Annotated in this window: 33 protein-coding genes; 13 read left to right on the forward strand and 20 right to left on the reverse strand. The window is 67.7% G+C overall.

Going from position 1 to position 22,711, the window contains the following annotated elements; translation table 11 throughout:
* The first annotated feature begins 15 nt into the window (after window positions 1–15).
* Genes GNX96_RS61400 through GNX96_RS61410 form a run of 4 tightly spaced genes read left to right on the forward strand, consistent with a single transcriptional unit; the run spans window position 16 to window position 1,827 of the window.
* Window positions 16–216, forward strand: a complete 201-nt coding sequence (locus GNX96_RS61400; RefSeq protein ID WP_313885762.1) for a hypothetical protein — start codon at window positions 16–18, stop codon at window positions 214–216.
* Window positions 132–389: a hypothetical protein gene (locus GNX96_RS64660; protein ID WP_390624123.1), complete on the forward strand. Its 258-nt coding sequence runs from the start codon at window positions 132–134 to the stop codon at window positions 387–389. Before GNX96_RS61400 ends, GNX96_RS64660 begins: the two co-directional genes overlap by 85 nt.
* Complete coding sequence (locus GNX96_RS61405) at window positions 278–1,192, forward strand: helicase domain-containing protein (protein ID WP_313885763.1); 915 nt, start codon at window positions 278–280, stop codon at window positions 1,190–1,192. Before GNX96_RS64660 ends, GNX96_RS61405 begins: the two co-directional genes overlap by 112 nt.
* Window positions 1,177–1,827, forward strand: a complete 651-nt coding sequence (locus tag GNX96_RS61410) for an ATP-binding domain-containing protein (protein WP_313885764.1) — start codon at window positions 1,177–1,179, stop codon at window positions 1,825–1,827. The genes GNX96_RS61405 and GNX96_RS61410 overlap by 16 nt, the downstream gene beginning before the upstream one ends.
* A 110-nt stretch (window positions 1,828–1,937) precedes the next feature.
* On the opposite strand, the gene GNX96_RS23705 is transcribed toward GNX96_RS61410, so the two are convergent.
* Window positions 1,938–2,609, reverse strand: a complete 672-nt coding sequence (locus GNX96_RS23705; RefSeq protein ID WP_163569766.1) for a DUF1345 domain-containing protein — start codon at window positions 2,607–2,609, stop codon at window positions 1,938–1,940.
* A 163-nt stretch (window positions 2,610–2,772) separates the two neighbouring features.
* On the opposite strand from GNX96_RS23705, the gene GNX96_RS23710 reads away from it, so the two are divergent.
* Complete coding sequence (locus GNX96_RS23710) at window positions 2,773–3,492, forward strand: metal-dependent hydrolase (RefSeq protein WP_163569767.1); 720 nt, start codon at window positions 2,773–2,775, stop codon at window positions 3,490–3,492.
* Between the two features lie 214 nt (window positions 3,493–3,706).
* Here GNX96_RS23710 and GNX96_RS23715 read toward each other — a convergent pair whose 3' ends face one another.
* Window positions 3,707–4,537, reverse strand: a complete 831-nt coding sequence (locus GNX96_RS23715) for a helix-turn-helix domain-containing protein (RefSeq protein ID WP_279581272.1) — start codon at window positions 4,535–4,537, stop codon at window positions 3,707–3,709.
* A gap of 110 nt (window positions 4,538–4,647) precedes the next feature.
* Between GNX96_RS23715 and GNX96_RS23720 the strand changes: the two genes are divergently transcribed.
* Window positions 4,648–5,133 (forward strand): nuclear transport factor 2 family protein, encoded by a 486-nt coding sequence (locus GNX96_RS23720; protein WP_163569768.1) that lies wholly within the window; start codon window positions 4,648–4,650, stop codon window positions 5,131–5,133.
* On the opposite strand, the gene GNX96_RS23725 is transcribed toward GNX96_RS23720, so the two are convergent.
* The 8 genes from GNX96_RS23725 to GNX96_RS54600 all read right to left on the reverse strand — a co-directional run bounded on the left by GNX96_RS23725 (window position 5,130) and on the right by GNX96_RS54600 (window position 12,381).
* Window positions 5,130–6,581, reverse strand: a complete 1,452-nt coding sequence (locus tag GNX96_RS23725) for a LamG-like jellyroll fold domain-containing protein (protein ID WP_279581288.1) — start codon at window positions 6,579–6,581, stop codon at window positions 5,130–5,132. The genes GNX96_RS23720 and GNX96_RS23725 overlap by 4 nt on opposite strands.
* Complete coding sequence (locus GNX96_RS23730) at window positions 6,490–7,320, reverse strand: NEW3 domain-containing protein (protein ID WP_163569770.1); 831 nt, start codon at window positions 7,318–7,320, stop codon at window positions 6,490–6,492. The genes GNX96_RS23725 and GNX96_RS23730 overlap by 92 nt, the downstream gene beginning before the upstream one ends.
* Window positions 7,244–7,549, reverse strand: coding sequence for a hypothetical protein (locus GNX96_RS23735; RefSeq protein WP_163569771.1), 306 nt, complete (start codon window positions 7,547–7,549; stop codon window positions 7,244–7,246). Before GNX96_RS23735 ends, GNX96_RS23730 begins: the two co-directional genes overlap by 77 nt.
* Window positions 7,550–8,387: 838 nt before the next feature.
* Window positions 8,388–9,617 carry a hypothetical protein gene (locus GNX96_RS23740; protein WP_279581273.1) on the reverse strand — a complete coding sequence of 410 codons (1,230 nt, stop codon included), beginning with the start codon at window positions 9,615–9,617 and terminating at the stop codon, window positions 8,388–8,390.
* 103 nt (window positions 9,618–9,720) lie between these two features.
* The gene (locus tag GNX96_RS23745) at window positions 9,721–10,749 is read right to left on the reverse strand and encodes a hypothetical protein (RefSeq protein ID WP_163569773.1); all 1,029 of its coding nucleotides are present in this window, start codon (window positions 10,747–10,749) and stop codon (window positions 9,721–9,723) included.
* A 24-nt stretch (window positions 10,750–10,773) separates the two neighbouring features.
* Window positions 10,774–11,133, reverse strand: coding sequence for a PadR family transcriptional regulator (locus GNX96_RS23750; RefSeq protein WP_163569787.1), 360 nt, complete (start codon window positions 11,131–11,133; stop codon window positions 10,774–10,776).
* A gap of 67 nt (window positions 11,134–11,200) precedes the next feature.
* The gene (locus GNX96_RS23755; protein WP_163569788.1) at window positions 11,201–12,112 is read right to left on the reverse strand and encodes a metallophosphoesterase family protein; all 912 of its coding nucleotides are present in this window, start codon (window positions 12,110–12,112) and stop codon (window positions 11,201–11,203) included.
* Window positions 12,113–12,165: 53 nt separating this feature from the next.
* Window positions 12,166–12,381 (reverse strand): cupredoxin domain-containing protein, encoded by a 216-nt coding sequence (locus GNX96_RS54600; RefSeq protein WP_279581274.1) that lies wholly within the window; start codon window positions 12,379–12,381, stop codon window positions 12,166–12,168.
* Between GNX96_RS54600 and GNX96_RS54605 the strand changes: the two genes are divergently transcribed.
* The gene (locus tag GNX96_RS54605; RefSeq protein WP_279581275.1) at window positions 12,374–12,589 is read left to right on the forward strand and encodes a hypothetical protein; all 216 of its coding nucleotides are present in this window, start codon (window positions 12,374–12,376) and stop codon (window positions 12,587–12,589) included. The two genes, GNX96_RS54600 and GNX96_RS54605, sit on opposite strands and share 8 nt — an antisense overlap.
* 102 nt (window positions 12,590–12,691) lie before the next feature.
* Here GNX96_RS54605 and GNX96_RS23765 read toward each other — a convergent pair whose 3' ends face one another.
* The 5 genes from GNX96_RS23765 to GNX96_RS23785 form a co-directional block, all read right to left on the reverse strand.
* Window positions 12,692–13,351, reverse strand: a complete 660-nt coding sequence (locus GNX96_RS23765; RefSeq protein ID WP_279581276.1) for a Rieske (2Fe-2S) protein — start codon at window positions 13,349–13,351, stop codon at window positions 12,692–12,694.
* 24 nt (window positions 13,352–13,375) lie between these two features.
* Complete coding sequence (locus GNX96_RS23770) at window positions 13,376–13,885, reverse strand: RNA polymerase sigma factor (RefSeq protein WP_279581290.1); 510 nt, start codon at window positions 13,883–13,885, stop codon at window positions 13,376–13,378.
* A gap of 155 nt (window positions 13,886–14,040) precedes the next feature.
* A complete protein-coding gene (locus GNX96_RS54610) occupies window positions 14,041–14,406 on the reverse strand; it encodes a YbhB/YbcL family Raf kinase inhibitor-like protein (RefSeq protein ID WP_279581277.1) in 366 nt (121 codons plus the stop codon).
* 246 nt (window positions 14,407–14,652) lie between these two features.
* Window positions 14,653–15,297, reverse strand: coding sequence for an alpha/beta hydrolase family esterase (locus tag GNX96_RS23780; RefSeq protein ID WP_163569775.1), 645 nt, complete (start codon window positions 15,295–15,297; stop codon window positions 14,653–14,655).
* Window positions 15,273–15,491 carry a hypothetical protein gene (locus GNX96_RS23785; protein ID WP_163569776.1) on the reverse strand — a complete coding sequence of 73 codons (219 nt, stop codon included), beginning with the start codon at window positions 15,489–15,491 and terminating at the stop codon, window positions 15,273–15,275. The genes GNX96_RS23780 and GNX96_RS23785 overlap by 25 nt, the downstream gene beginning before the upstream one ends.
* 68 nt (window positions 15,492–15,559) lie before the next feature.
* Here GNX96_RS23785 and GNX96_RS23790 point away from each other — a divergent pair, with 68 nt between their 5' ends.
* Window positions 15,560–15,985 carry a MarR family winged helix-turn-helix transcriptional regulator gene (locus tag GNX96_RS23790; protein ID WP_163569777.1) on the forward strand — a complete coding sequence of 142 codons (426 nt, stop codon included), beginning with the start codon at window positions 15,560–15,562 and terminating at the stop codon, window positions 15,983–15,985.
* On the opposite strand, the gene GNX96_RS23795 is transcribed toward GNX96_RS23790, so the two are convergent.
* Window positions 15,982–16,575: a hypothetical protein gene (locus GNX96_RS23795; protein ID WP_163569778.1), complete on the reverse strand. Its 594-nt coding sequence runs from the start codon at window positions 16,573–16,575 to the stop codon at window positions 15,982–15,984. The two genes, GNX96_RS23790 and GNX96_RS23795, sit on opposite strands and share 4 nt — an antisense overlap.
* Window positions 16,576–16,654: 79 nt before the next feature.
* On the opposite strand from GNX96_RS23795, the gene GNX96_RS23800 reads away from it, so the two are divergent.
* Both GNX96_RS23800 and GNX96_RS23805 read left to right on the forward strand, forming a co-directional pair.
* Entirely contained in the window at window positions 16,655–17,152 is a 498-nt protein-coding gene (locus GNX96_RS23800) for a toxin-antitoxin system HicB family antitoxin (RefSeq protein WP_163569779.1), read from the forward strand.
* A 77-nt stretch (window positions 17,153–17,229) separates the two neighbouring features.
* Window positions 17,230–18,060: a DUF4097 family beta strand repeat-containing protein gene (locus tag GNX96_RS23805; protein WP_279581278.1), complete on the forward strand. Its 831-nt coding sequence runs from the start codon at window positions 17,230–17,232 to the stop codon at window positions 18,058–18,060.
* Window positions 18,061–18,087: 27 nt separating this feature from the next.
* On the opposite strand, the gene GNX96_RS23810 is transcribed toward GNX96_RS23805, so the two are convergent.
* The 4 genes from GNX96_RS23810 to GNX96_RS54615 all read right to left on the reverse strand — a co-directional run bounded on the left by GNX96_RS23810 (window position 18,088) and on the right by GNX96_RS54615 (window position 20,807).
* Window positions 18,088–18,351, reverse strand: a complete 264-nt coding sequence (locus GNX96_RS23810) for a response regulator transcription factor (RefSeq protein WP_163569781.1) — start codon at window positions 18,349–18,351, stop codon at window positions 18,088–18,090.
* 84 nt (window positions 18,352–18,435) lie between these two features.
* On the reverse strand, window positions 18,436–18,885 hold the full coding sequence (locus GNX96_RS23815) for a hypothetical protein (RefSeq protein ID WP_163569782.1): 450 nt from the start codon (window positions 18,883–18,885) through the stop codon (window positions 18,436–18,438).
* Window positions 18,854–19,567 carry a hypothetical protein gene (locus GNX96_RS23820; protein WP_163569783.1) on the reverse strand — a complete coding sequence of 238 codons (714 nt, stop codon included), beginning with the start codon at window positions 19,565–19,567 and terminating at the stop codon, window positions 18,854–18,856. The genes GNX96_RS23815 and GNX96_RS23820 overlap by 32 nt, the downstream gene beginning before the upstream one ends.
* Window positions 19,527–20,807: an ATP-binding protein gene (locus GNX96_RS54615; RefSeq protein ID WP_313885767.1), complete on the reverse strand. Its 1,281-nt coding sequence runs from the start codon at window positions 20,805–20,807 to the stop codon at window positions 19,527–19,529. Before GNX96_RS54615 ends, GNX96_RS23820 begins: the two co-directional genes overlap by 41 nt.
* Window positions 20,808–21,026: 219 nt before the next feature.
* Here GNX96_RS54615 and GNX96_RS54620 point away from each other — a divergent pair, with 219 nt between their 5' ends.
* From GNX96_RS54620 to GNX96_RS23835, 3 genes are all read left to right on the forward strand, one after another.
* The gene (locus tag GNX96_RS54620) at window positions 21,027–21,422 is read left to right on the forward strand and encodes a glycosyltransferase family protein (RefSeq protein WP_279581279.1); all 396 of its coding nucleotides are present in this window, start codon (window positions 21,027–21,029) and stop codon (window positions 21,420–21,422) included.
* Between the two features lie 112 nt (window positions 21,423–21,534).
* Entirely contained in the window at window positions 21,535–22,314 is a 780-nt protein-coding gene (locus GNX96_RS54625) for a glycosyltransferase (RefSeq protein WP_279581280.1), read from the forward strand.
* Window position 22,315: 1 nt separating this feature from the next.
* A partial coding sequence (locus GNX96_RS23835) for a protein kinase domain-containing protein (protein ID WP_279581281.1) occupies window positions 22,316–22,711 on the forward strand: 396 nt, incomplete at its 3' end.

Below are 22,711 nucleotides of genomic sequence, written 5' to 3' on the forward strand. Positions count from 1 at the left end.
CTGACCGGCGAGGCGGTGCTGCTCGCTGCGCTGACGGCGAACCGTACCGGCCGGATGCAGGACATCGTCGAGACCACCAGGCCGAGCAGGACGACGAGGCGATCCGTTCCGACCTCGCCGGGGTGCTGGTGGTGCAGGGCGGGCCGGGCACCGGCAAGACGGCCGTCGCCTTGCACCGCGCCGCTTACCTGCTCTACACGTACCACCGGCAGCTGAGCGGGCGAGGCGTGCTGATCGTCGGCCCCCGAACGACACCTTCCTGCGCTATATCTCGCAGGTGTTGCCGCCGTCGCTGGCCGAGACCGGCGTGCTGCTGGCCACTCTCGGCGACCTCTACCCCGGGGTCACCGCGCGGCGCCCGGAGTCGGCCGCCGCCGCCGCTGAGCTGAAGGGGCGTACGCAGCTGGTCGAGATCCTGGCCGCAGCCGTGAGCGACCGCCAGCAGGTGCCTGAAGAACCGATCCTGATCGACGTCGGCCGGCACACCCTCTCGCTGGACAAACAGGCGTGCTCGGTGGCGCGGGAGCAGGCTCGCGCTTCCCGCCTGCCGCACAACCTGGCCCGGCCGATCTTCGCCGCGGGGGTGCTGGCCACCCTGGTCGCACAGGTCGCCGAGCGGATTGGGACCGACCCGTACTGGGACGATCCGCTGGGCGGCAACGACGCGCCGGGTACGCCGAACGTGCTGGACACCGACGACCTGGCGGACATCCGGGCGGATCTGTCGACCGAGCCGGCCGTGCAGGCGGTCATCGACGACCTCTGGCCGCCGCTGGAGCCGGAGCGGTTTCTGGCTGATTTCTACGCCTCCGCGGACGCTCTGGAATCGGCCGCGCCGCAGTTCAGCGCCGCCGAGCGGGCCTTGCTGCTGCGTACAGCGGACGGTGGGTGGAGCCCGTCGGACGTGCCGCTGCTCGACGAGGCCGCCGAGCTGCTGGGCGTGGACGACACCGCCGAGCGGGCCCGCGCCGAGCGGGAGCGGCAGGCCCGGCTGGAGTACGCGCAGGGCGTACTCGATCTGGCGGCTGGATCGCAGTCCTTCGAGCTGGAGGGCTTCTCGGAGGCCGGGATCGCGGTCATCTCCGATCTTATGGACGCCGAGGCGGTGGCTGCTCGGTATGCCGAGGACGTACGGCAAAAACCGCCGCCGCGCACGCGGCCGCCGACCGCAACTGGGTGTTCGGCCACGTGATCGTGGACGAGGCGCAGGAGTTGTCGCCGATGGCGTGGCGGCTGTTGATGCGACGCTGCCCGAGCCGCTCCATGACCGTCGCCGGCGATCTCGCGCAGACCGGCTCGCTGGCCGGCCGCGGTTCGTGGGCGGAGATCTTTTCGCCGTACGTGGCCGATCGCTGGCGGCTGACCGAGCTGACCGTCAGCTACCGTACGCCGGCCGAGATCATGGCGCGGGCCGCGCTCGTCCTAGCCGACATCGACCCGGCCTTTCAGGCGCCCAAAGCGGTACGCAGCACCGGCGTCGAGCCGTGGGACGAGACCGGTTCCCCGGGCCGGCTCGCCGAAATCGTGGCGCAGGAAGCAAAAGAGGTCGGCGATGGCCGTCTGGGTGTCATCGCTCCAGCGGGCCTGGTCGCCCAGCTGACTCCGGCCCTGGCCGCGGCGATCCCGGAGCTGGCCATCGGGGCGGCCCCGGACCTCGAACGCCGAGTCGTCCTTTTGACCGTACCGCAAGCAAAAGGTCTCGAATTCGACACGGTGGTGACCGTCGACCCGGACGGCATCGTCGCCGAGTCGCCGCGCGGGCTGAGCGACCTTTACGTCGCCCTGACCCGGGCCACCCAGCGACTCGGCGTTTTCACGCTGTCCTGACGTGCGTCCCGTCGCCGGTTGAATTCTTTTGACCGGCGACGGTCGCGCCCAGTTCCGCCATGGCAGCCCCACCCATTCGGGCTTTCTGGCGACTCCGCCTTGACCGAGGGCTATTTTCCGGCGAGAGCGTTGACGGCTATGCCGACAAGGGCCGCGTTGTAGAAGAAAGAGAGAACGCCATGGGTCAGCGCCGCATAGCGCAGCGGCCGGGCCTGGATCTGCACGTCGGACACTGCGAACGATGTTCCGGGGGTGAAGGAGAAGTAGGCGAAGTCGAGGTGGTTCGGTCGGTTCGTGGCCGGAAATTCCAGGCCCCCGGCAGCTTCGGATCGATAGAACAAGTAGGCATACCAGCCGGCGTAGCCCAAATGCAGAAGGATCCAGGCCGCGATTACCGCTAGTGCGCCGCAAAGCTTGAGGAAGAACAACAATGTCGAGTCGAGGTCACCGTCCTGGGCGGCCGCGTCCGCGGCGACCACCAGGAGGCCTCCGGTGACGCCGGCGACGCTGGTGACCAAGGTGCCAGCGAGGCCGATCGTACGGCCGAGTTTGCCGCCGACCCAGTCCGGTACGCCGGTGTCGACCTCCTTGGACGTCCGCCTGCTGCGGTGGATACGCAGCCATTGCACCGCGATATAGCCGAACGCGATCACGTTCCAGCCAACCAGGACGGCCAAAGTCACCGACGCGTCCGGAACGGCGACCCACGCCACCGCGAGGACGACGCTGCCGACGGTGATCAGCAGGACCTCGGCAATCCGATCGACACGCTGACCAGCCATGGCGGAGAAAGTATCATAAATCGGACAGAGAGCCACGACACATCGCCTTCGTGCGGTGTGGCTTGCCGGAATATTCGTACGGACATTGATAAAAACAGGGGCCGCACCAACCCGAGCCAGAAGGACGCCCGATGCCCCGTACGACCCCGGCGGCGATGCCGCGATGATGGGTCACACCCACGCGCTCAGTGGCGCCGCCGTCTGGCTCGCCGCGGCGCCGTTGCTGGCTCAGGTCACGCCGATCGGGGTGCCGGAGCTGCTGGCCGGCGCGGTGGTCACCGCCGGAGCCGCGCTGCTGCCCGACTGCGATCACCCCTCAGCGACTGTCGCTCGTACGTTCGGCTGGCCCACCCGGCAGCTCGCCCGCGGCATCGCTTGGGTGTCCGGCGGGCACCGAAAGGGCACCCACGCGATCTGGGCCGTCCCCATCACCGGCGCACTCGCCCAGGCGACGGTCGTCGGCGGACACTGGATCCCTTACCTGCCAACGATCGCGGTCGTCCTCGCGATCGGGCTGGGGCTGCGCGGTCTCGGCTGGACTCACGGCGGCACCCTGGCGAACATCGGCACTTTTCTTTTCTGTGCGGGCGCCGCCGTGCTGGCCACGATCGCCGGAGTCCACTGGGCGTGGGTGGGCGCGAGCTATGCGCTCGGCGTCGCGGCGCACATCGCCGGAGACGTGATGACCAAGGAGGGCGTGCCGCTCTTCTACCCACTCAGCAAACACCGGTTCAGCGGCAGCCCGATGCCGACCGGAGGCCTGCGCGAAAAATGGCTGGTGGCCCTGCCGATCGCGATGGTGGCCGCCACGCTGGTGCTCTATCGCCTCGGCGCGATGCCCTATTTGTTCGCCATGCTGGCCACCGCCGGCGTACCGCGCTAACGGCCGGTGTGACTTTCGAGTTTCGCGCACGTCTCGCCTGGTGACCATGAAACCTCGTTGGGGAGGAGCACGAGATGCGTAACCGTGGCTGGCTGTTGGCCTGGGACTGGACCATGTTTGGCTTTGACTGGGGGTAAAAGATGCGAAACCAGAACTGGACCTGAGAGCCGGGCGTTCCCGGCGCGGACTCGCCGGGAACGCCTCCCCCAGCCTGTCAGCCACTCTCAGCGGCTGACAGACCATGGGCGGCGAGCAGCCGCCGCAGCGTGCTCGGGGTGTGGTCGAGGTGGTCTCGTACGGTCCGAGTGAGGTGCGCCTGGTCGGCGAAACCCAGATCGGCCGCCAAGGCGGCGAGGCTCGGTTCACCCGCCTCCAGCCGATCCAACGCGCGCGTTATGCGCACTCGGTTTCGGTAGTGAGTCAGGGAAACTCCCAGCTCTCGGGAAAAGGCGCGACTGAGCCGGTACGGGGAACAGTCCAGCAGTGCGGCGAGCGAGCTGAGCCGGCTCGCCGCCGGGTGGTCGGCCATGATCGCCGCTCGCGCGTTCTCCGCGAGCGCCCGGTCAGTCGGCGTCGGCCGGACGTGAACGGGCAGCGCGCGGGTCGACGCGCCAGAGACGACACCGCCCAGCAGGCCGAGCAGTCGTTCGGTGAGGGCATAACCGGGATCCGGCCGGGCGGCCAGAATGGCCCGGTGGGTGAGCTCGATCCGCGCGTCTGCGTAAACCCGGTAGCGGCTGATCGGCGTGTCGCCGGCCATCGAACGCCACAGTCGCGGGCTCACTGTGATCACCGTGGAGAGCTCGCCGGAAACCGGATGCGCGTACTGCCGCGGCTCGCCCGGAACCCCGAGGTAGCAGGTCGTCCTGTCCACCTCGAAAATCGCACCACAGCTGCGTACCCGGAATATTCCCTTACGTACCAACACGATCTGGTACGCGTGCTGATATCCCTCGAACCAGCCGGTGTGGTCATCCAGACAGCTGAACTTCTCGACGCTGAAGTCGGGGTCGCTGGCGATGACGGCGTCCTTGGCCTGATGCACGCTGGGAACGCTACGCCGGCGAAGTGACAGCGGCGCAACATCTTCAAGACCTCCGACGCACGGGCGGGCAGCCTCAGTGCTGCGAGTCCGTCGCGAAAACAGGAGGAATCATGGCCAAGGTCAGGAAGCACGCGATCGCCGCCGGCGTGGCGGTCGCCACCCTGCTCGCTACCCCGGCGATCGCCGCACACGCCGATGTTTCGCCCCAGCACCAGAAAAGTCCCGCCGAGATTGTCGCCGCGCTGGACGTGAAATACCAGGCCGCGGTGAAGAGGAACGACGCGGCCACGATGTCTCGGATCCTTACCGACGACTTCGTCATCGTCACCGGCCGGGGTTCGGTCTTCACCAAGGCGGACACAGTGAACGACGCGAAAACCCAGGCATGCGCGTACAAGCAACAGGACGAGATGCCCGGGACCCAGAAAGTCCGCGTCTTCGGGCACTCGACAGCGACGGTGACGGCCCTTTTGTGGCTCAAGGGCAGTTGCCTGGACGGGTCGACCTTCGACCAGAAACTTTGGTTCAGTGACACGTACGTTCTCAGGTACGGGTCGTGGGGCTATTCGTTCGGCCAGTCGTCCATTCACATTTAGCTGCTCCGCTTCTTCACATTGGTATGGGAGGTCGCTCGCGCGGTCCAGTCGTCATGGTTGAGCTGGTTGCTGTTCTCGTCCCAGAACCAGTGTTGGACATGACCGTTGGCGTCGGTCGCCCAGATGTGCTGCTGACGGTTGACAAACATGGCGGTCGGGTCGGTGGTGGCCGAACCGGCCGGCGCCCAGGCATTGTGCTGGATCGTGTTGTCGCTGGGCGTCCACCAGAAATGTTGCAGGCTGCCATCGCTGCCACGAACCGTGACGTGCTGGGCGCCGGTGTCATCGACCATGATCGCCGGCCGGCCGGTCAACCCGGCATTGCCCGCCCACGTGTCGTGCGACGGCGTGGCTTGCCCCTTGTCCACGAACCAGTGTTGCAGGCTGCCGGCCGCGTCGACCGCGAAGACATGTTCCTGGGAGCCGATGACCTTGGCTTGCGGGTCTGCCGCGATCGAACCGGCCGGCGCCCACGCCGCATGCTGGACCGTGCCGCTTGCCAGCGTTTCCCAGAAATGTTGGAGACTTCCGTCGGTGCCACGAGCGAACACGTGGACGGTTCCGCTGTCGTCCACCAAAACGGTCGGGCGGCCGGCCAGTTTCGGGTCGCCGGCCCAAGTGTCATGGGTGACTGCGGTCTGACTTTCGTCTTTCCACCAGTGCTGCAAAGTTCCGGTCGGATCGATCCCGAAAACGTGCAACTGGCTGCCGACGACCACGCTGGCCGGGTCGGCCGCGACCGCGACCGAGCCGGCCGGTGCCCAACTGTCCTGCCGGATCGTGTTGTCGGACGGCGTCCAGTACGTGTGTTGGACGCTGCCGTTCGCGCCGCGAGCCCACAACTGCTGTTGCCCGTTGTCAGCCAGCCCAACGGTTGGCTCACCGGCGGTGCCGGTCGTCCACACGTCGTGCAGGATCTGGTTCGTTGACGGCTCCCAGAACCAGTGCCCGACCGCGCCGGAGGCGTCCGTGCCGAAGAAATGCTGCTGCTGGTTGCCCAGCACCAGGCCCTGCGAACCTTCGGCCCCGCCACCGGGTTGCAGGATCGCGCGCAGGTAGTGCGCCTGTACGGTCGCCGGCGTCAAAGCGTGGTCATACAAGGCAACTTGCGCCATGCAGCCGTTCAGCCGGGCGCCGGCGTCATCCCCCCGGGCGCCGATTTTAAGACTGTTAGTGCCCAAAGTCGCCGGCGGGCTGGCGACCGAGCCGATCGGCTGGCCGTTGAGGTAGAGCGTCATCGTGGTGCCGTCGTACGTGACGGCCACGTGATACCACTGTCCATTTTGGACGGACCTGGTGCTGGTGATGGTCGGCGGCAACGTGTCATTGCGGTCCAGCATGAATGCCTGCAGTTTGTTACCCGGGACCAGCCGTACGCCAAAGCCGTTGTAGTGCGGGCTGTCGTATTTCTCGACTATTCCCTGCTGTTGGGTCGCATTGACCTTGATCCACGCCTCCCACGAGGTGGCCGCCGACGGCGAGACCGCCAGCGCGTGGGGGCACCGACACATATCCGCCGTTGAAGCAGACGGCGGTGTCCCCCACGATCGGGCCGGACTGGGTGGTGGTCGAGCCCGCCTGGTACGTCCCATTGGTGTGGTAGGGCGAGGAATCCACGGCCGTCGAGCCGGTGTCATCCAGCCGCCAGTACGCGGTCGGATGGTCGAGTTCCACCAGGCTCGCATAGTCCGATGTGGACGGTGTGGCGACCTGAATGGTCACATTGCTGGACGCGGGAGTGCCGTTGGCCGGTGTTGTGGTCACCGTCAGCTGGTACGAGCCGGCCGGCGTGTTTGCCGGCGGCTGCACCGAAGTGCTGAACTTCTGCCAGCCGATCGCGCCGGAGCTGGCGACCGAGAACGAACCCGCCGCCGGTACGGTCCAGCCCTTGGGCGCGGAAATCGAGACAGCGCCGGTCACGGTGCCACTGCCCAGGGCTTCCACGGTGCCGGTCACCGGGAGCGGTTGCCCGGGTCGTACGGCACCGGGAGCCACCGACAGCACGGTCGGGCTGGCCTGGTTGACGCCGGCCGCCGAGCCGGTCGCATAGTGCGCCACCACGGTGGCGGTGGCCGAAAGCGCGCCGAGGTCGACGGTTTGGGCGGTGGCGTCAAAACTGTGCGTCGCGCCGTTGACCGTGACCGAGGAGAGCTGATAGCCGGCTGGCGTACGCAGGTGCAGCAGCACGTCCGTCGGTCGGAACCGACCCGCCCGCCGCCGCCGGAGGTGTCACCGTCGCGGTCACGTTTGCGTGTGACAACTGCGAAACGATGCTGTACGTGAGCGGGCCGAAGTCGGTCGGCAGGTTGCCGACCGAGACGTTCTGTCCGTCCGACAGCCACTGCTGCGGAGTCGCCGGCGCGAGGTTCAACGTCTGCGGGGTGCCGTCGGCGGCCAGGCCCTCGGACACCAGCATACTGCGCATCGCCTGCAGCGGGACGGCATTTTGCGCGCCGCGAGCGGCGGGAAGAACATGCTGCGGTAATACTCGCCGGGACAGGGCGCCAGAGTTGCCCCTTCGCCGCTGACAAAGGTGTTCGGTGTCAGCTCCTGGCCAACCTGGCCGTAGAACTGCATGTCGAGATCGCCCGCGTCACCCTGGTCGGACAGGTATTTCGCCCAGCCGTAGCCATACTGCTGATCGACGCCGGTCGTCTTGTAGCCGGGCGAGCCGGCCGGGAAGTTCAGCGGGCCATCGGTCTCGCAGGTGCCGGCCTCTCCGCCGTACAGGTTGAATCTGGTCATGCCCAGGAAAAGACCGCCGTGCTTGCGGATGTACGTGGCAATGCCGGTCGACTCGGGGCTGTCCGGCCCGAAAATACCGGTCTTGAGGACGTACGGAATGGTGATGTTCCAGTAACTGCCCAAAGTCGTGGATGTGATCGGTTCGAACGGCTGCTTCCAAGCCGGGTCCAGCAGTTGGATCGGCACGTAGATCGAGCCGTCGGACAGCTTGGTTTCGGACTGCGTCACCGCCGACAGGATCGCCGTACGCAACGTGGTCGCCTGGCTGGTGAACTGATTGCCCAACGACGCGTTTCCCAGCTGCCGCAACGCCAGCCCGAAGTCGCGCATGCCACGCCACGACTGTGCCTGGTGGTTCAAACCGTAGACCGGCGTCTGGATGTCGGTGCCGTAGTTTTCCTTCTCCACCAGGCCGTTGTTCGCGGCCATCTGTTGCTGGTAACCACCCGAACCGCTCAGCCAACTGGTGAAGGTGCCCAGATTCTGGTTGATGTAAGAGGCATCGTTGGTCAGGAAATAGTACGAGGCGGCTTCCTCCAGTTTGAATCCCTTTTCCCAGTCCGGGAAAACGCCGCCCTGGCCGCGGACGAGCAGCGCGGAGATATCCTGCCGGTAGTCGGTGTTGTAACCGAACTCGCCCAGGGTGTTGATCGAGCTGTCCAGCTCTGGCACGAAGGCGAAGGTGCTGTCCGCTGCTCGTAACCGTCGCCGATGCTCTGCTGGAACGCCATCACCAGGTCCTGCAGCAGCAGGTTCCGCATCGCGTTTTGCGCGTACGCCTCAGGAACATTGATGGTCGAACCGCCAGAAAGCACGGTTTGCCAGTACGACGAGACCTGCTGACGGGAAGCGTTGTAACCGGTCGCGTCAGAGTTCACCGAACTCAGGTCAGCCGGTGTGTTCGCGACGATCAGGTAAATGTCCTGGGTGCCGCTGGCCGGGTTGATGGCGTAGTTCAGGTTGGGCGAGGTCCAGGACGGTGAGCCGCTGAACTTCACGTACGACTTTCCGTTGGCGGACAACGTGTTGCCGCTGACCCCCATGCTGCCAATCTGCGCGTTGTTGAGGCCGAGCCGGAGTGTGGTGGCCGAAGTTCCAGGATGTACGGTGAATTTCACGTAACTGACCAGCGGCCCGGTGTCCGACCCGACCCGGACCGCGTACGACTCCCGGTCGAAGCGGGCGCCGGTGCCGTCCGTGTAGCTGTTGACCAGGATCGGCAAGTAGCCGCTGGCCAACTGCGGATCGGCAAGGCGTGCCTGCTGGCTGCCGTAAGCCTCACCGCCGTCGGCACCGACACCGAAGGTCACCGTCTGAGTCGGAGCTGCGCCTTTGCCTTGGTCGGAAAGGATTTCACTGCCATCCGCGACCTGCATGGCGAAGGCGCGAGTGGCCTGCCAAGTCGCCGCGGTCGGCTTCGGGTAAGTCATCGGCAGGTAGTAGTAGCCGGAGTCCGAATGGCTCGCGCCGGCGGTCACCACTGGCGGCAACAGCGGTTTCACCGCCGCGAGGCTCGGCCCGTTCGGCGCCTTGACCAGCTCGTTTCCCCATTGGTCAGTGCCGTTGCCGAGGGCGTCGTCGATCCGCGCGACCGAGTCCGCCGGCACCGTGCCCGGCGGCGTGACATGCGGTTTGGCGACCGCTGGCGGTGCGGCGGCGGCCGACACGACCGGCACCGCCAACGCGGCGGCCAGCCCGACTACGGCGGCGATCAACAGACCGCGGGTGGGACGCTTCATCATGACTCCGGATGATCGGGCCAACTCCAAAACAGGTCCGTACCAGTATCGGAGTTTGGTTCGGCCCGTCAAGAGCCTTCGCGGCCACCGGCCCAAATACGCCTCAGGACGTGGAGAGCCGTTCGGGATCGGTGACGCTCTCCGCCAAGCCAGCTCTCCAGGCTCGCACGAGGATCACCGCGATCAGCAGGGCCGCGAGGTCGATCCCGGGCTGGAAAAGAAAATACTGCAGGAACATCCACAACGGCCGGCCGCCGGTGTCCGTCGCGCCCAACGCCGCCGGCAGCAGACCGATGCAGGCGAACGCGAACAGAACGCCCATCAGTGCGCGACTTCCGGCGCCAGTACGGCGAAGCCGACGCACCGCCCACGCACCGACGATCCATCCCATCCCCAAGCCGATCAGCACACCCACCAAGGAACAGACGACGATCGCTGTCTGACTGGGGCCAGCCATCGCCACCTCCACCTGCGTCGCGTAGGTCGGGCCGTAGTTGATGTCTGCCACCACCCCATCCCGGGTCGCCGCTATCCCATCCCGGGTCGACAGCGGCGACCCGCCACCATCAATCTGCCACCCGGCACGGCGGAGCCGGACGACGGCCGCCGCACTGAGTGCGCGCGTCTGCGTCAACGACAGGTTGTCAACCGACGGGAAGAAATAGTGGGCTGTCTGCGGACCGTCAAGGTCATTGGTGGTGCCGAAAACCCGCTCCGCCAGCGACACCCGCTCGTCAGCTCCCAGCCGGAATCCGTACGGATAGGGCTGATACCACACGTCACTTCCCGACAGCCCGGGAAAAGCCAACTGGGCGACTTCGGCGGGCACCTGGTCGGGAATCCGCGGCGCGCTCTGCCAACCGGCCCACGAGCCAAGACACATCCCGGCGAAACCGCCGATCAGTGCCGCGAAGACGGCCAGGAACACCGCGATTTTTCCGCCGCCACCGAAACGCACCTTTGTCGCACCTCGTACGATGTCGAACACCTCAGCGAACCGCAGGCGCTCACGACCTGGGTCCGCGCCATCGATGAGGGTCGTCAGGATCTCCTCGCCGCGCCGGCGCCGGTGGTGGCGGGGATACGCCAGCAAAAGAAGGCGATAGCGGCTTTCCAGCTTGCTGCTGATCATCGGGTCTCCGTTGTCCCTCAGAGGTCAGATGCTGCCAGTGGCGGGTCTCGCGATCGGGCGGCCGGGGCGCGTCTCGGTAGCCCTGGAGGCCAGCCGCTTCTCGGCCAGCGCCGCGGTCCGCTTCATCCGGTCCGCCGCCGCGGCGAGCGTGGCCGAGCCGTCCGAGGTGAGCCGGTAGTAGCGGCGCAGCCGCCCTTCCACCACCTCTTCCCGCTCGACCTCCACCAACCCGTCTTCCTGCAGCCGGTCGAGGGCGCCATAGACCGTGCCGGCCCGCAGTCGTACGCGATCCAGGGAAAGCGTCGCGACCTCCTGGATGAGCCCGTAACCGTGCAGCGACTCGGCAGCGAGCGCGGTCAGCATCAGGAATGTCGGCTCCTGCATACTCGCCATCTGTATATACCGCCTTCCGTTATATGCAGATGACCGTATCACCGACCCGCTGGCATGGTCAGCCGAGTACGACGTCTTTCACCGCGAGCGGCGAGTCACCCTTGCGGTAGGTGACCTCGCGGATGCCCAGGGCCTGCTTAAGCTTGCCCGCCGGCAGCACCATCGGAGTCGGTGCCGGCGCCTTGCCCGGAGCCGGCAGTGGATAGGCGGTGGTGGTCGCACTGTGAAAGGTCACATTCCCTTCGGTCTTGGTGAAAAGCTGATGCACATGGCCGTTCAGGCACGTCACGGACGAGAACCGCCGCAGGTAGCTGAGCGCCTGGGTGGCGTCATCGGTGGCCCACCCCCAGCCCGGGAACATCGCGAAAAGCGGGATGTGGCTGAACACCACGATCGGGGTGTCGGACGACAGCCCGGCCACATCCCGGCGAATGAATTCGAGCTGTGCCGTACCAAGATGGCCGAGCTTTTCCAAGCTCAACGTGTTCACCAACGACAGGAAATGCACGCCTTTCATGTCAAAGCTGTACCACCCGTCGCCGACCGTGCCGGCGCCGAAGAACTGCCGGTATTTCTGGCCGTGGTCGTCGATGGAGTCATGTTCGCCCGGTACGGTCAAAGTTTTCCCAGTGTGTAAACCCTTCATCATCTGGGCGACCTGGTCGAACTGCGCCGCGGTGGCCAGATGCGTCAGATCTCCGGTGTGCATCACGAAATCCGGCCGGTACGGCAGCGCGTTGATCTGCTGGATCGCTGCCGAGAAAGTCTCGGTGACGGCCAGGTTGGCGGGGCCGGTGAAGCCGAGATGACTGTCGCTGATCTGGACGAATTTCAACGCATGCGGATCGTCCACAATGGGCGGTGCCGGCTGCCCGGCAACATGGCTGATCACCTCGCCGCCGGCCACCACCAACACGACGGCCGACCCGAACCACGCCGAATGCCGCCGCATGAGCTGCCGGCGGGTCATGCCATGCGGACCGGGATTCTCTTGCTCGGCTGGGATTTCCGCGTCAGGCTTGGTCACCGCGTCACCACCACAGTGCCAGTCATGAACGGGTGAATGGTGCACAGGTACGCGTACGTGCCGGCCGCGGTGAAGGTGTGCCGATAGACCCCGCTCGTATTGAGCGCCGGCGACTGCAACTGGCTCGCCGGCGGCACCGAGGTGACCGTGTGCGAGTCCTGGTCGGCGTTCGTCCAGGTGACCACCGCGCCGACGTGCACCGTGATGGTCACGGGCTCGAAAGCGAAGTTCTTTATTGAGACCGAAGTGGTGGCGACCGGCGCGGTGGTGACCGGCGCGCTGGACGCCGGCATGGACATGCCGGGCATCGGCGCGGCGGCCGACGGCGACGCCGCCGGAAGGGTACCCGCCGCGCCGCAGGCGGCAAGCAGGCCCAGGCTGACCCCGGTCACCACCGCGACCGAGGCGCAGCGCAGCTGAGCAGCTGTTCTCATGATGGTTTTCCTTCTCCGGCCCCGATCATCGCGGGCCTCGGTGGCGGATCCGCGGTCCGCGGATCTCACCTACCGATAGCCAACCGGGTTACACGTGCGGCGCGAAAACCTGGACCAGCCCGTCGATTTCCCGTACCGCCAACCGCGGCAGCGGGGGCAGGGTGATGGGCAGCTGATGGCGCAAAACCTCGCCGGTGACCGCGAAAGACGCGCGATGACACGGACAGTTCAGTTGTTTCTGCGCATTGTCCAACACCAAGCGGCAGCCCAGGTGCGTACAAACACCCGAGACCGCGCGCAGCTTTCCGCTGGTACGCTCAACAAATCCGGTGACGACGCCCAGATCGAAGGGCTTCACCCCGCCGTCGCCGATTTCGTGGCTGCCAGCCACTGTTCGCCATTCCCCGACGTTCGGCGTCAGGGTCTGCGCGGCGATCGGCGCGTCGGCGAGCGTTGGTGGCCTGGTCAGGACGAATTCGGCTCCCGCACCCACCACGGCCGACCCGGCCGCCACCGCGGCGGCTTGGACGAACCGGCGCCGACCGGTCTTCGCCGCTGGCGCTGGAACCGGGTCAGGCTCGGCCATCGCCTTGCTCAGCCGGTCATGCAGAGACTCCACGAAATCCTCGCTCGGCCCGGCATCGGCCGAACCCGCCGCCCGCAGCTCGATCGCGGTCCGTACGTACGCCTCGTCGCCCGGCTCAACGCCGAACGTCCGCGGCCGCCGGCCCGCGCAACAGGTCGGCAACGAATCTCCGCAACCCGCGCGTACTCACGACTCGATCCTGCCAGCGACGACCGCGGCCTGCCGCAACGCGCGGTGTTGCAGCACTTTCACGTTGCCCACGGTCACTCCCAACTCGGCCGCGGCCTCCTTCAGCGTGCAGGCGGCAAGAAACCGCAACTCCAGCACGCGCCTGTACCGAGCTGGCAACGCGGCGAGGATCGCCTCGGCTCGCGCCTGCGACCGGGTGCCCGGCTCGGCCGGCGCGAACACCTCCGCCACCTGCTCGTCGTCCAGCGTAGTGACCGGTCGGCCGAGCGTACGCCGCCAATAGCCCGCCAGCACGGTCCGCGCGACCGTCAGCAAATACGCGCGCACCTCCCCCACGCTCGCGGACACCCGCAACGGTCGGAGCGCGGCCAGGAACACCTCCTCGGTCAGGTCCTCGGCGTCCGCCCGGTTGCCCACCTTGGCGAACATGATGCGATAGACGCGGTCCACGTTGTCGCGATAAATCGCGTCCCAGTCCTGGTAAACATCGTCACCCACCAAGTGCAGCCGCGCCGGCCGGACGACCGCACCGTCGCCGGCCCGGTCCGCCGGCTCCGGCACCTTGCGTCCCACCCGAAACTGGTACGGCAGCACCTTTCACCATCCCGCCCTCTTCGGTGGGAGCAGCGGAAAGCCACTCCACCTTGAGATACACGGCGGGGTTACACCACCGGTTCAGGCCCGCTCGTAGTAAAACCGTCGACCCGGCCGCGGGCCAACACCTCGGCGGCGGCGGCCACCACGTCACGTGGTTTGGCCGATTTCAGTGTGCTGCCACCAACTGCCCTGGTCACCGCGGTCGCGAGGGCGAAAAGCTGGAACACGTACCGGTGCGGGCCGTGGCCCTTGATCGGCGCCGGACCGAGGTAGCCGCGGCCCATCCCAGACCTCAGCACGTGTACGCCGTCGGCCGGACTGTCGGCGTCCAGCGCGCCCTGCGCGAGGGTCGTCACCGACGGCTCCAGCAACGCGACACAGTGGATGAACGGCGCCGGCGTCGGCGCGTCCGGATCCTCGATGACCAACAACAACTGTGCCGTACCAGCCGCGCGCGGGCGACCAGGTCAAGGCCGGCGACAGATCCTGACCACCCATCCGCTTACCCGCGTGCACCATCGGAATCGGGCCCTCGCTCGGGAAATCCGGACTGCTGAGCGAAAGCGCGTCCGGGCCGGCCAGGTTCGGCGAGTTCCAGCCGAGGCCGTCCTGGCCGGCGCGCCGGTTCTTCAGCATTTTTCCCAACACTGCCAACGTTTTTCTCCTGTTCGAAGGGCCTAAAGGCGGCGGGCGTCAGCGGGGATGAGCAGTGTTTGCGCGAAGCGGCAGATCTCCTTCGCCGCGTCGAATTCCTGGGTGGTCGGCTCGGACCACTCTGGCAGGACCGACGCACCCGGCCAGGTGTGGCCACCGCCCAGCACTGTCCAGGCGGCTACCCGCGACCCACCGACCCCACCTTTTGCCGTGGTACGGCTGGAAAACTCAGTCACGTACGGCTCGCCTGGCCCGGCTGGGCAGCGGTCCACGGCACGCCAGCGCTCGGTCGTCTCCCTGAGCGACAACATCCGGCCGCCGCGCAGCTCTCCGTTGGGCCCACGGTGGCGGGAATGGCCACCGTCGATGGGCGCCAGTTTGTCCGCCGTACCGTGAATGAGCAGGGCGGACACCGCGTGTGTCGGCTCGAAGTCTCGCCAGGTCGCGGGCATGCCACCCGCGACCGCCGCCAGCACCGCCACCTGGTCACTCGCCTGGAGCGCCAGCCGATGGGCCATGAAAGCGCCGTTGGAGCTGCCAGCCACCACGGTCCGATCCGGCAACGTGCCATAGCGCTGCGCCGACCAGTCGATCAGCGTGCGGAGGAACCCGACATCGTCGATCCCCGCCGCGTCGGCGGCCTTCACCCCGCGGCCGTCCGTCCCCACCCTCGCTCGTACCCATCCGGGTACGCGACCGCCCATCCCCAGGCCTGCGCCTGCCGGTCGAAGGATGTCCACTCACGCATCATCGAACCGGTGCCGTCGGCGCCATGCAACACCAGCACCAGCGGCACCGATTCGCGGCTCGGCGGCTGGATCGTGAACGTACGTTCCAGCCCACCTACCGTCAGCTCAGTCATCACGTACCCACTCCCACGCTCGCGAGATACACAGTTTAACTGCGCAGTCACACTGTATAGTAGCGAGCATGGCAAGCGACCCAGCGGCAATCGCCGATGAGCTTCAGTTCGTGGTCGGTGCGCTGGTCCGGCGGCAGCGAGCGGTGTCACCGGCCGCCGCGGTGACGTTGTCGCAGGTCTCGATCCTGAAGCGGCTCGACCGCGACGGGCCGTACACGGTCGCCGACCTGGCCCGGCTGGACAAGATCACCCACCAGTCGATCACCGTGTCGGTGACGAGCCTGGTCGAAAGATCGCTCGTACGACGCGTCCCCGACCCGCACGATCAGCGCCGCAAGCTGCTGGTCATCACCGCCGATGGCCAGCGCCTGCTCACCGAACGGCGCGAGGCAGGCCACGACAACCTCACCGACGCCATCGCCAGCCGGCTGAGCCGTACCGAGCAGGCGCACCTGTCCGGCGCGCTCGGACTGTTGCGCCGACTGCTCGACTAACGCCGTTTCCCCTGACGGGTAGCGAATCTTCCTGGCCCGCGGCCGCCCGCGAGCAGGACGATCACAGCCAGCGAACCCCCGGTGGTCAGCACGAGCTTCGCCCAGTCGACCGGGGTGAGCCAGTCTGGCATCACCCGCATCGCCGCATCGACGACGGCGTACGCGTCGAGACGCTCGAGCGCCGCATCGCCAGAGTTTTTGAACGCCGATTCCAGCAGTTGGGCAGTGAACAACTGGCCGGGAATGATGACGCACCCAGCAACGAAGAGCAGTGGATGGAAGATCCACGAAAGGATCCGGCCGATCCGGTTGGCAGCCAGGTTGAGCACCGCGAGGACCACCAGAATGATCGCGATCGCGACCGGCACGGGCAGCTCGGACACCTTCGAACCGAAGAAGATCCCGTGCTTCACCAGCACCGATGCCGGCGAGCCCTGACTCACCACGGCGGCCTCGGCGGCCGCCTGCGCGGCCGGGCCGTACCCGAGGACCACCGCGGATCCGAGCAGGAACGGGACGATGGTGAGCAGCTGGATGGACCCGGCGACGATGGAATGTCGCCGCCTTCTCTGGATCGAGGCCTGATGCATCGGAGCCCTTTCATTCGATGACGTCACAATGACATCATCCGACCTTGCAGTGGCTCATGTCTAGTGCCATAGTGGTGCCATGGACCTCGGACCCTATGCAGCCAATGTTCACCGCGACCTGGTGGCGGCGGCCGAGCTCGGTGGCGAAGACGCCCGTAAGTTGGCCGGGCATCTCGCAACGGCGCTCGACTCGACACTCCGGCTGGCGCTACTGGAAGCACTCTCGGCGGCGACGGACGAGATCAGCCAGGCCCTCGCACCCGGGTCGGTGGAGTTGGTGCTTCGAGAACGCGTGGCCAGCTTCTCGGTCACCCGGCCGCCCACCGTCGTACCCGCCGAGGACTTCACCACCAGCATCGCCACCACCGTCGACGGACCGGCGCTGCGCATCAACCTACGCATTCCGGAGAACCTCAAGCTCCGGGTCGAGGAAGCCGCCAAGCAGGAAGGGCTCTCCGTCAACGCGTGGCTGGTCCGGGCGGCGGCCGCGACACTGGACCGCGGTGCCGAATCAAGCCGCCGGAAGAGAACGAAGTCGGACTCCGGCGCAGATCACGTCACCGGCTGGATGCGCTGACCCGAAGCTCGCCATTTTCCCCTTTGCAAAGGAAATTTCTGATGCCTCATTTTGACACGCCCGAGCCAATCTCGGTCATGCTCGAACTCGTCAGCGGCACCGTACGGATCAGGGCCAGCGACCGAACCGACACGTCCGTCCAAATCCTGCCGAGCAACGGCGCAGAGAGCGACGACGTGCGGCTCGCCGAGGCGACGACTGTCGACTACTCCGCTGGGAAGCTACGGATTGGATCGCCGAAACGATGGAAGGCTTCCAGTTTTCTGGGTGAGGGCGGATCTCTTGACGTGGTCATCGACCTCCCGACCGGATCCCGGGTCGCGGCCACCGCGTGGGCAGCGACTTTCCGGGCCACCGGCACGCTCAGCGACTGCGTGCTCAAGACCAGCGACGGGGACATCTGGCTGGACACCGGCGCCAGCCTGGACCTGCGGACGGACTCCGGCGACATCGCCGTCGACCGCGCGACCGGGCACGCGAAGATCACCACCGAGACCGGCGCCGTCCGCGTCCGCGAGCTCGAGAGCACGGCCGCGGTGAAGGACGGCGAAGGGAACATCTGGATCGGCACCAGCACCGGCGATCTCACCGTGTACGCCGGCAACGGCGACATCGCGATCGACCGGGCGCTGACCACCGTCACAGCCAAGACCGAGGACGGCGACGTCCATGTCGGCGAAGTCTCGGACGGGGAAGTTTCGCTGGAAACAGCCAATGGCGATCTTGAGGTCGGCATCGCAAAAGGTGTCGCGGTCTGGCTCGACGCGAAGACCGTCTACGGCGACGTACGCAACGCCCTGACCGCCGACGACATGCCTGACCAGTCCAAACCGACCGTCACCGTACGAGCCCGCACCGCCAACGGCGACATCACCATCAACCGCTCACACCTCGCCCCTCGCGATTAGCGCTAACACCACGGACAGCGTTGTTGATCATGCCGAATCGGTGCGCATTCGCTCAGCGACGAGCCAGGCCGCGATTTGGGAGCGGTTGGTGAAACCGAGCCGGGTCAGGATGTGCTGGACATGCGTTTCGACGGTCCGCTCGCTCAAATGCAGGACGGCGGCGATCTCGCGGTTCATGAGGCCCTGCGAGATCAGTTCGGCGATCTCGTACTGTCGGCGGCTGAGTGGTCCGGTACGACGGCCGGCCAGTGATTCGGCCAATGTCCGGGCCCGGGCCACCAGTGGCGCCATGCCGAGGTGCTCGGCTCGGCTGCGCGGCGACCGACGCGGCGAGGGCGGCCGCCTCCTCGCGGTCGCCGGTACGCTTGCGGCGGCTCAACACGACGCCCAGCCGGTATGCCGAAGAGGCGACATGGCAGGGCATGCCGGCACGCTCGTTCGCTTTGATGGCCGCCCGCAAATGCCGGACGGCGTCCTCGTGACGGCCGCAGGTGGCGGCGGCGGTGCCGAGAGATACTCCTGGACCGAGCCGAGGATGAGGACGACTCCGGCGCCGCCGCAGACGAACAGGTCGGCGTACCGGGACAGCAGCGAGTAGACGCGCTCGGCGGTCGCCGGGTCGCCGAACTCGGCGGCCAGGTCTGCCAGCAAGGACAGGGTGATGAGCTGGAAGAAATCCGGCCCGAAGCCGGCCGCGGGAAGCGCCCGGTAGGTCCGCTCGGCACGGTCGCGGTCGCCGGCGGCGAGCATCCAGGACACCGACATCATCCGTACGGCCGCCGTCTCGACGTGCTCATGCGCGGTGATCACATCGTCGTCGATCATGCTGATATCGCCGGCCACGGTGGCCACGGACTGCAGAAACCCCTGGGACGGGAAGGCCGCGCCCTTGTTGCCGGCCCGCCGCACCAGCTCGGCGGCCAGCTGGCCAAACCGGACGGCCTCGGCGAGCCGGCCCCGGGCGAACTCGAGGGTGGCGCGGGAGCGGACAGCGTGCCAGCGCGCCATCGGCGACCGAGAGCCGGTCGGCGAGCTGGTCGATCAGCGGCAGCTCGGCCTCCGCCGCATCGATGCGGCCGAGCTGTGCGTACGCGTCAAACCGCCACAATCGCCCCCACAGCGCCGATTCGTCGTCGCCCAGCGCCAGCAGCCGGTCCGCCAAGCCGACTCGGTCGGCCGCGCCGGCCGGGCCGCTGAGCGCGAACTGCCGGGCGCGCAACGCCTCGACGAGCGCCCGACGGTCCGCTACCCGCTCTGCCATCGCCAACACTTCGGCCGACCGCATCTCGACGCCGTCGAACGACCGCCAGGCGCCGTTGATCACCAACTGGGCCATCAGCCGTACCTTCTCAGCGCTGTCGCCCACCGGCAGCACTGAGATCGCCTCCTCGCACAACTGCCGGCCGGTCTCGGCCCAGAACGAGTCGACGACGCCTTCCATCACCAGAGATGCGCGCACGAGCAACTCACCGTGCCCAGCGGTACGGCCGATCTCGGCCGCGGCCACCACCGAGACCCGAGCGCCCTCCACCTCGTGAGCCCGGACCTGCGCTCGCGCCCTGGCCAGCAACAACTCGGCCCGCTGCGACGGGTCCAGCCGGCCGGCCACCAGCGCGCGGCCATAGAGCGCACTGGCTTGCTCCCAGGCGAGTTGGGCCATGGCCTGCTCGGCGGCCCGTACGGTCCACGCCACCGCCTCGGCCGCGTCCCCCGGCCGGCAGCGACTCCAGCAGGTGCTCGGCGATCTGGCCGACCCGTACGTCCGCATCACCGAGTCCGCGCAGGTAGCCGGCCATCCGCTGGTGCAGCGCCAACCGCTCGACCGTACCGACGTCCAGCCGGGCCGCCTCACGGATCAAGTCATGCGCGAACCGACCGCCTTCCACAATCCCGGCCGCGATGGCCTCGTCGAGCGCCGCCAGCACCTCGGCCAGCGACCGCTCGGTCGCCGCGGCGATCGCCTCCGGATCCAGCTCCGCTCCCAGCACGGCCGCTTCGGCCAGCATCGCGCGGCACAGCGGGGACAGCCTGCCGAGCCGCCCACGGACGGCATCGCGTACGCCTGCTGGCAGCTCGTCGCCGTCAGCGGATCCGGCCAGCAGCCGCCCGAGCTCCCCGACGAAGAACGGATTTCCGCTCGTACGACGGCAAATCGCGGCGGCCACCGACGCCGGCACCGGCCACCCGGTGACACCGGCCAGCTGCGCGGCGACCTCTGGCTCGGTCAGACCCGCCAAGGTCAGCCGGGTGACCGCCGGTTCGCTCGCCAGCGTCGACAAAGCGCCCCTAAGGGCAGCCCGACCGGTCGTCTCGGTGTGCCGGAAAGTGCCAATCACCAGCAGTTTCGACCGGGCCACCGCTCTGGCGAGATGCACCAGAAGCTGCACCGACGCCGGATCGGCCCACTGCAGATCGTCGAACACCACCACCAGCGCGTCGGGCTCGGCGGCCGCGATCAGCAGTTCGGTGACCGCCTCGAAGAGCCGGAAGCGCTCCTGCGCGGAGTCGGCGCCACCTGCCGGTGGCTCCCACACGGTCGACGCGCCGCCGATCGCTCTTACGACCTGGCGAAACGGCCAATACGGCGGGCTGCCCTCAGCCTCGGTGGCCCGGCCCCAGGCGTACGACATCCCGGACCGCGCCACCACATCCTCGGCGAGCCGCGTCTTCCCGACTCCCGGCTCACCCGCGATCAACACGAGGTGGCCCTCGCCGTCGGAGACGGCCTTCAGGCGCTCGTCCAGCAGCGCCCGCTCGCTCGCTCCCGCCCGACGAACCCGCCCCGTGCCACCGCCTCACGATAACGGTCGTTCGCCCCACCTCAACGTATAGCCGAGACCTGGGCTTGCGGCAAGGCCCCGGTGCTGCGCCAGAATGCTTGAGCTGTCCGCCGAAACCGGCACAGCCAGCGCAAACACCAGAGGAGAAACAGCCTGTGCGGTTCTTGTTGTCGTCGGTAGGAACGCGTGGGGACGTGCAGCCGGTGCTGGCGCTGGCGGTGGCGGCGCGCCCTCGGCCAGCAGGTCCGGCTGTGCGTGCCGCCCAACTTCCTGGACTGGGTCGGTGGGTACGGGTTCGAAGTGGCCCCGATGGGTGTGGAGATGCGGCTCCCGAGATCGGGCGCCCCGGCGACACCGCGCGAGACGATGCCAGACCTGATCACCGACCAGTTCGAGTCGGTCGCCGCGGCGGCCGACGGGTGCGACGCGATCCTCGGCGCCAACGCCCATCAGTACGCGGCGCCCTCGATCGCCGAGCTGGCCGGCATCCCGTACGTGAACGCCCTCTATGCGGCGGTGGCGCTGCCCTCCCCCCGACCACGCGCCACCGCCGGCTCCCGCTCAGGTCTGGACGCCTGGTGAGCCGGCCGACAACGAGCGACGGTGGGAAGACACGTACGCGTCGTGGAACAACAGGTCGCTCGAGCGAATCAACCACAACCGCACCCGGCTCGGACTGAAGCCGATCGAAGACGTGCTCCGGTACGTCCTGACCGACCATCCCGGGCTGGCCGCCGACGCCACCCTCGGCCCGGCGCCCACCACGCCCGGCCGGCAGGTCACCCAGACCGGCGCCTGGCTGCTCCCGGACGACAGCCCGCTGCCGGCGGAACTGCAGACGTTCCTCGACGCCGGCGACCCGCCGGTCTATCTGGGCTTCGGCAGCATGCCGGTGACGCCGGAGACCAGCCGCACCCTGATCGCGGCCGCTCGTGCCGCCGGACGGCGGATCATCCTTTCCCAGGGATGGGCGGATCTGGGGCTGATCGACGACGCCCGCGACTGCATCGCGATCGGTGACGTCAACCAGCAGGCGCTGTTCCCGCGAGTCGCCGCCGTCGTCCACCACGGCGGCGCTGGTACGACCACAGCCGCCGCTCGCGCCGGTTCGCCGCAGGTCGTGGTGTCGATGTTCAGCGACCAGTTCTACTGGGGCAGCCGGGTCCGCGCGCTCGGGATCGGCTCCACCCTGGCGAACGCCGAGCTGACTGCCCAGGCCCTGACCACCGCCCCGCCCTGCGGGACGCCCTCACACCCGCCGTCGCGGCCCAGGCTCGTACGATCGCCGGCCAGATCACCCCGGACGGCGCCGCGGTCGCCGCCCGGCGACTGGTGGAAATGCTCGCCTGACACTGCGCGATGGTGCCGCCGATGCGGACCGTGCGCCCATTCCGGGGGTATCCGACCGCCCCTACGCTGGCCCGGTGGCGGAAGCGCAGTCGGGGACAGCTCGGGTCATCAGCGACCGGTATGAGGTGCGTGCGGCGATCGGCCAAGGCGGCATGGGCCGGGTTTGGCGTGCGTACGACCTGATCCTGGAGCGCGAGGTCGCGCTCAAGGAGGTGCTGCTGCCCAGCACCATGCCGGCGCGGGTCCGCAAGGAGATGTGCGACCGGCTGCTGAAAGAAGCCCGGCTGGGCGCCCGGCTGCGGCACCCCGCGATTGTCCGGGTCTACGACGTGCTCACCGTCGACGGGAATCCGTGGATGGTGATGGAACTGATCAGCGGTCGCAGCCTGGACGACGTGCTGAAGTCGGAAGGGCCGCTGCCGGCCGGCCGGGTCGCCGAGATCGGATTGGCACTGCTCGGGGCGTTGGATGCCGCGCATACGGCCGGCGTGCTGCACCGCGATCAACGTCATTGTCGGTAC

Source organism: Fodinicola feengrottensis (assembly GCF_010993775.1).
Lineage (GTDB): Bacteria > Actinomycetota > Actinomycetes > Mycobacteriales > HKI-0501 > Fodinicola > Fodinicola feengrottensis.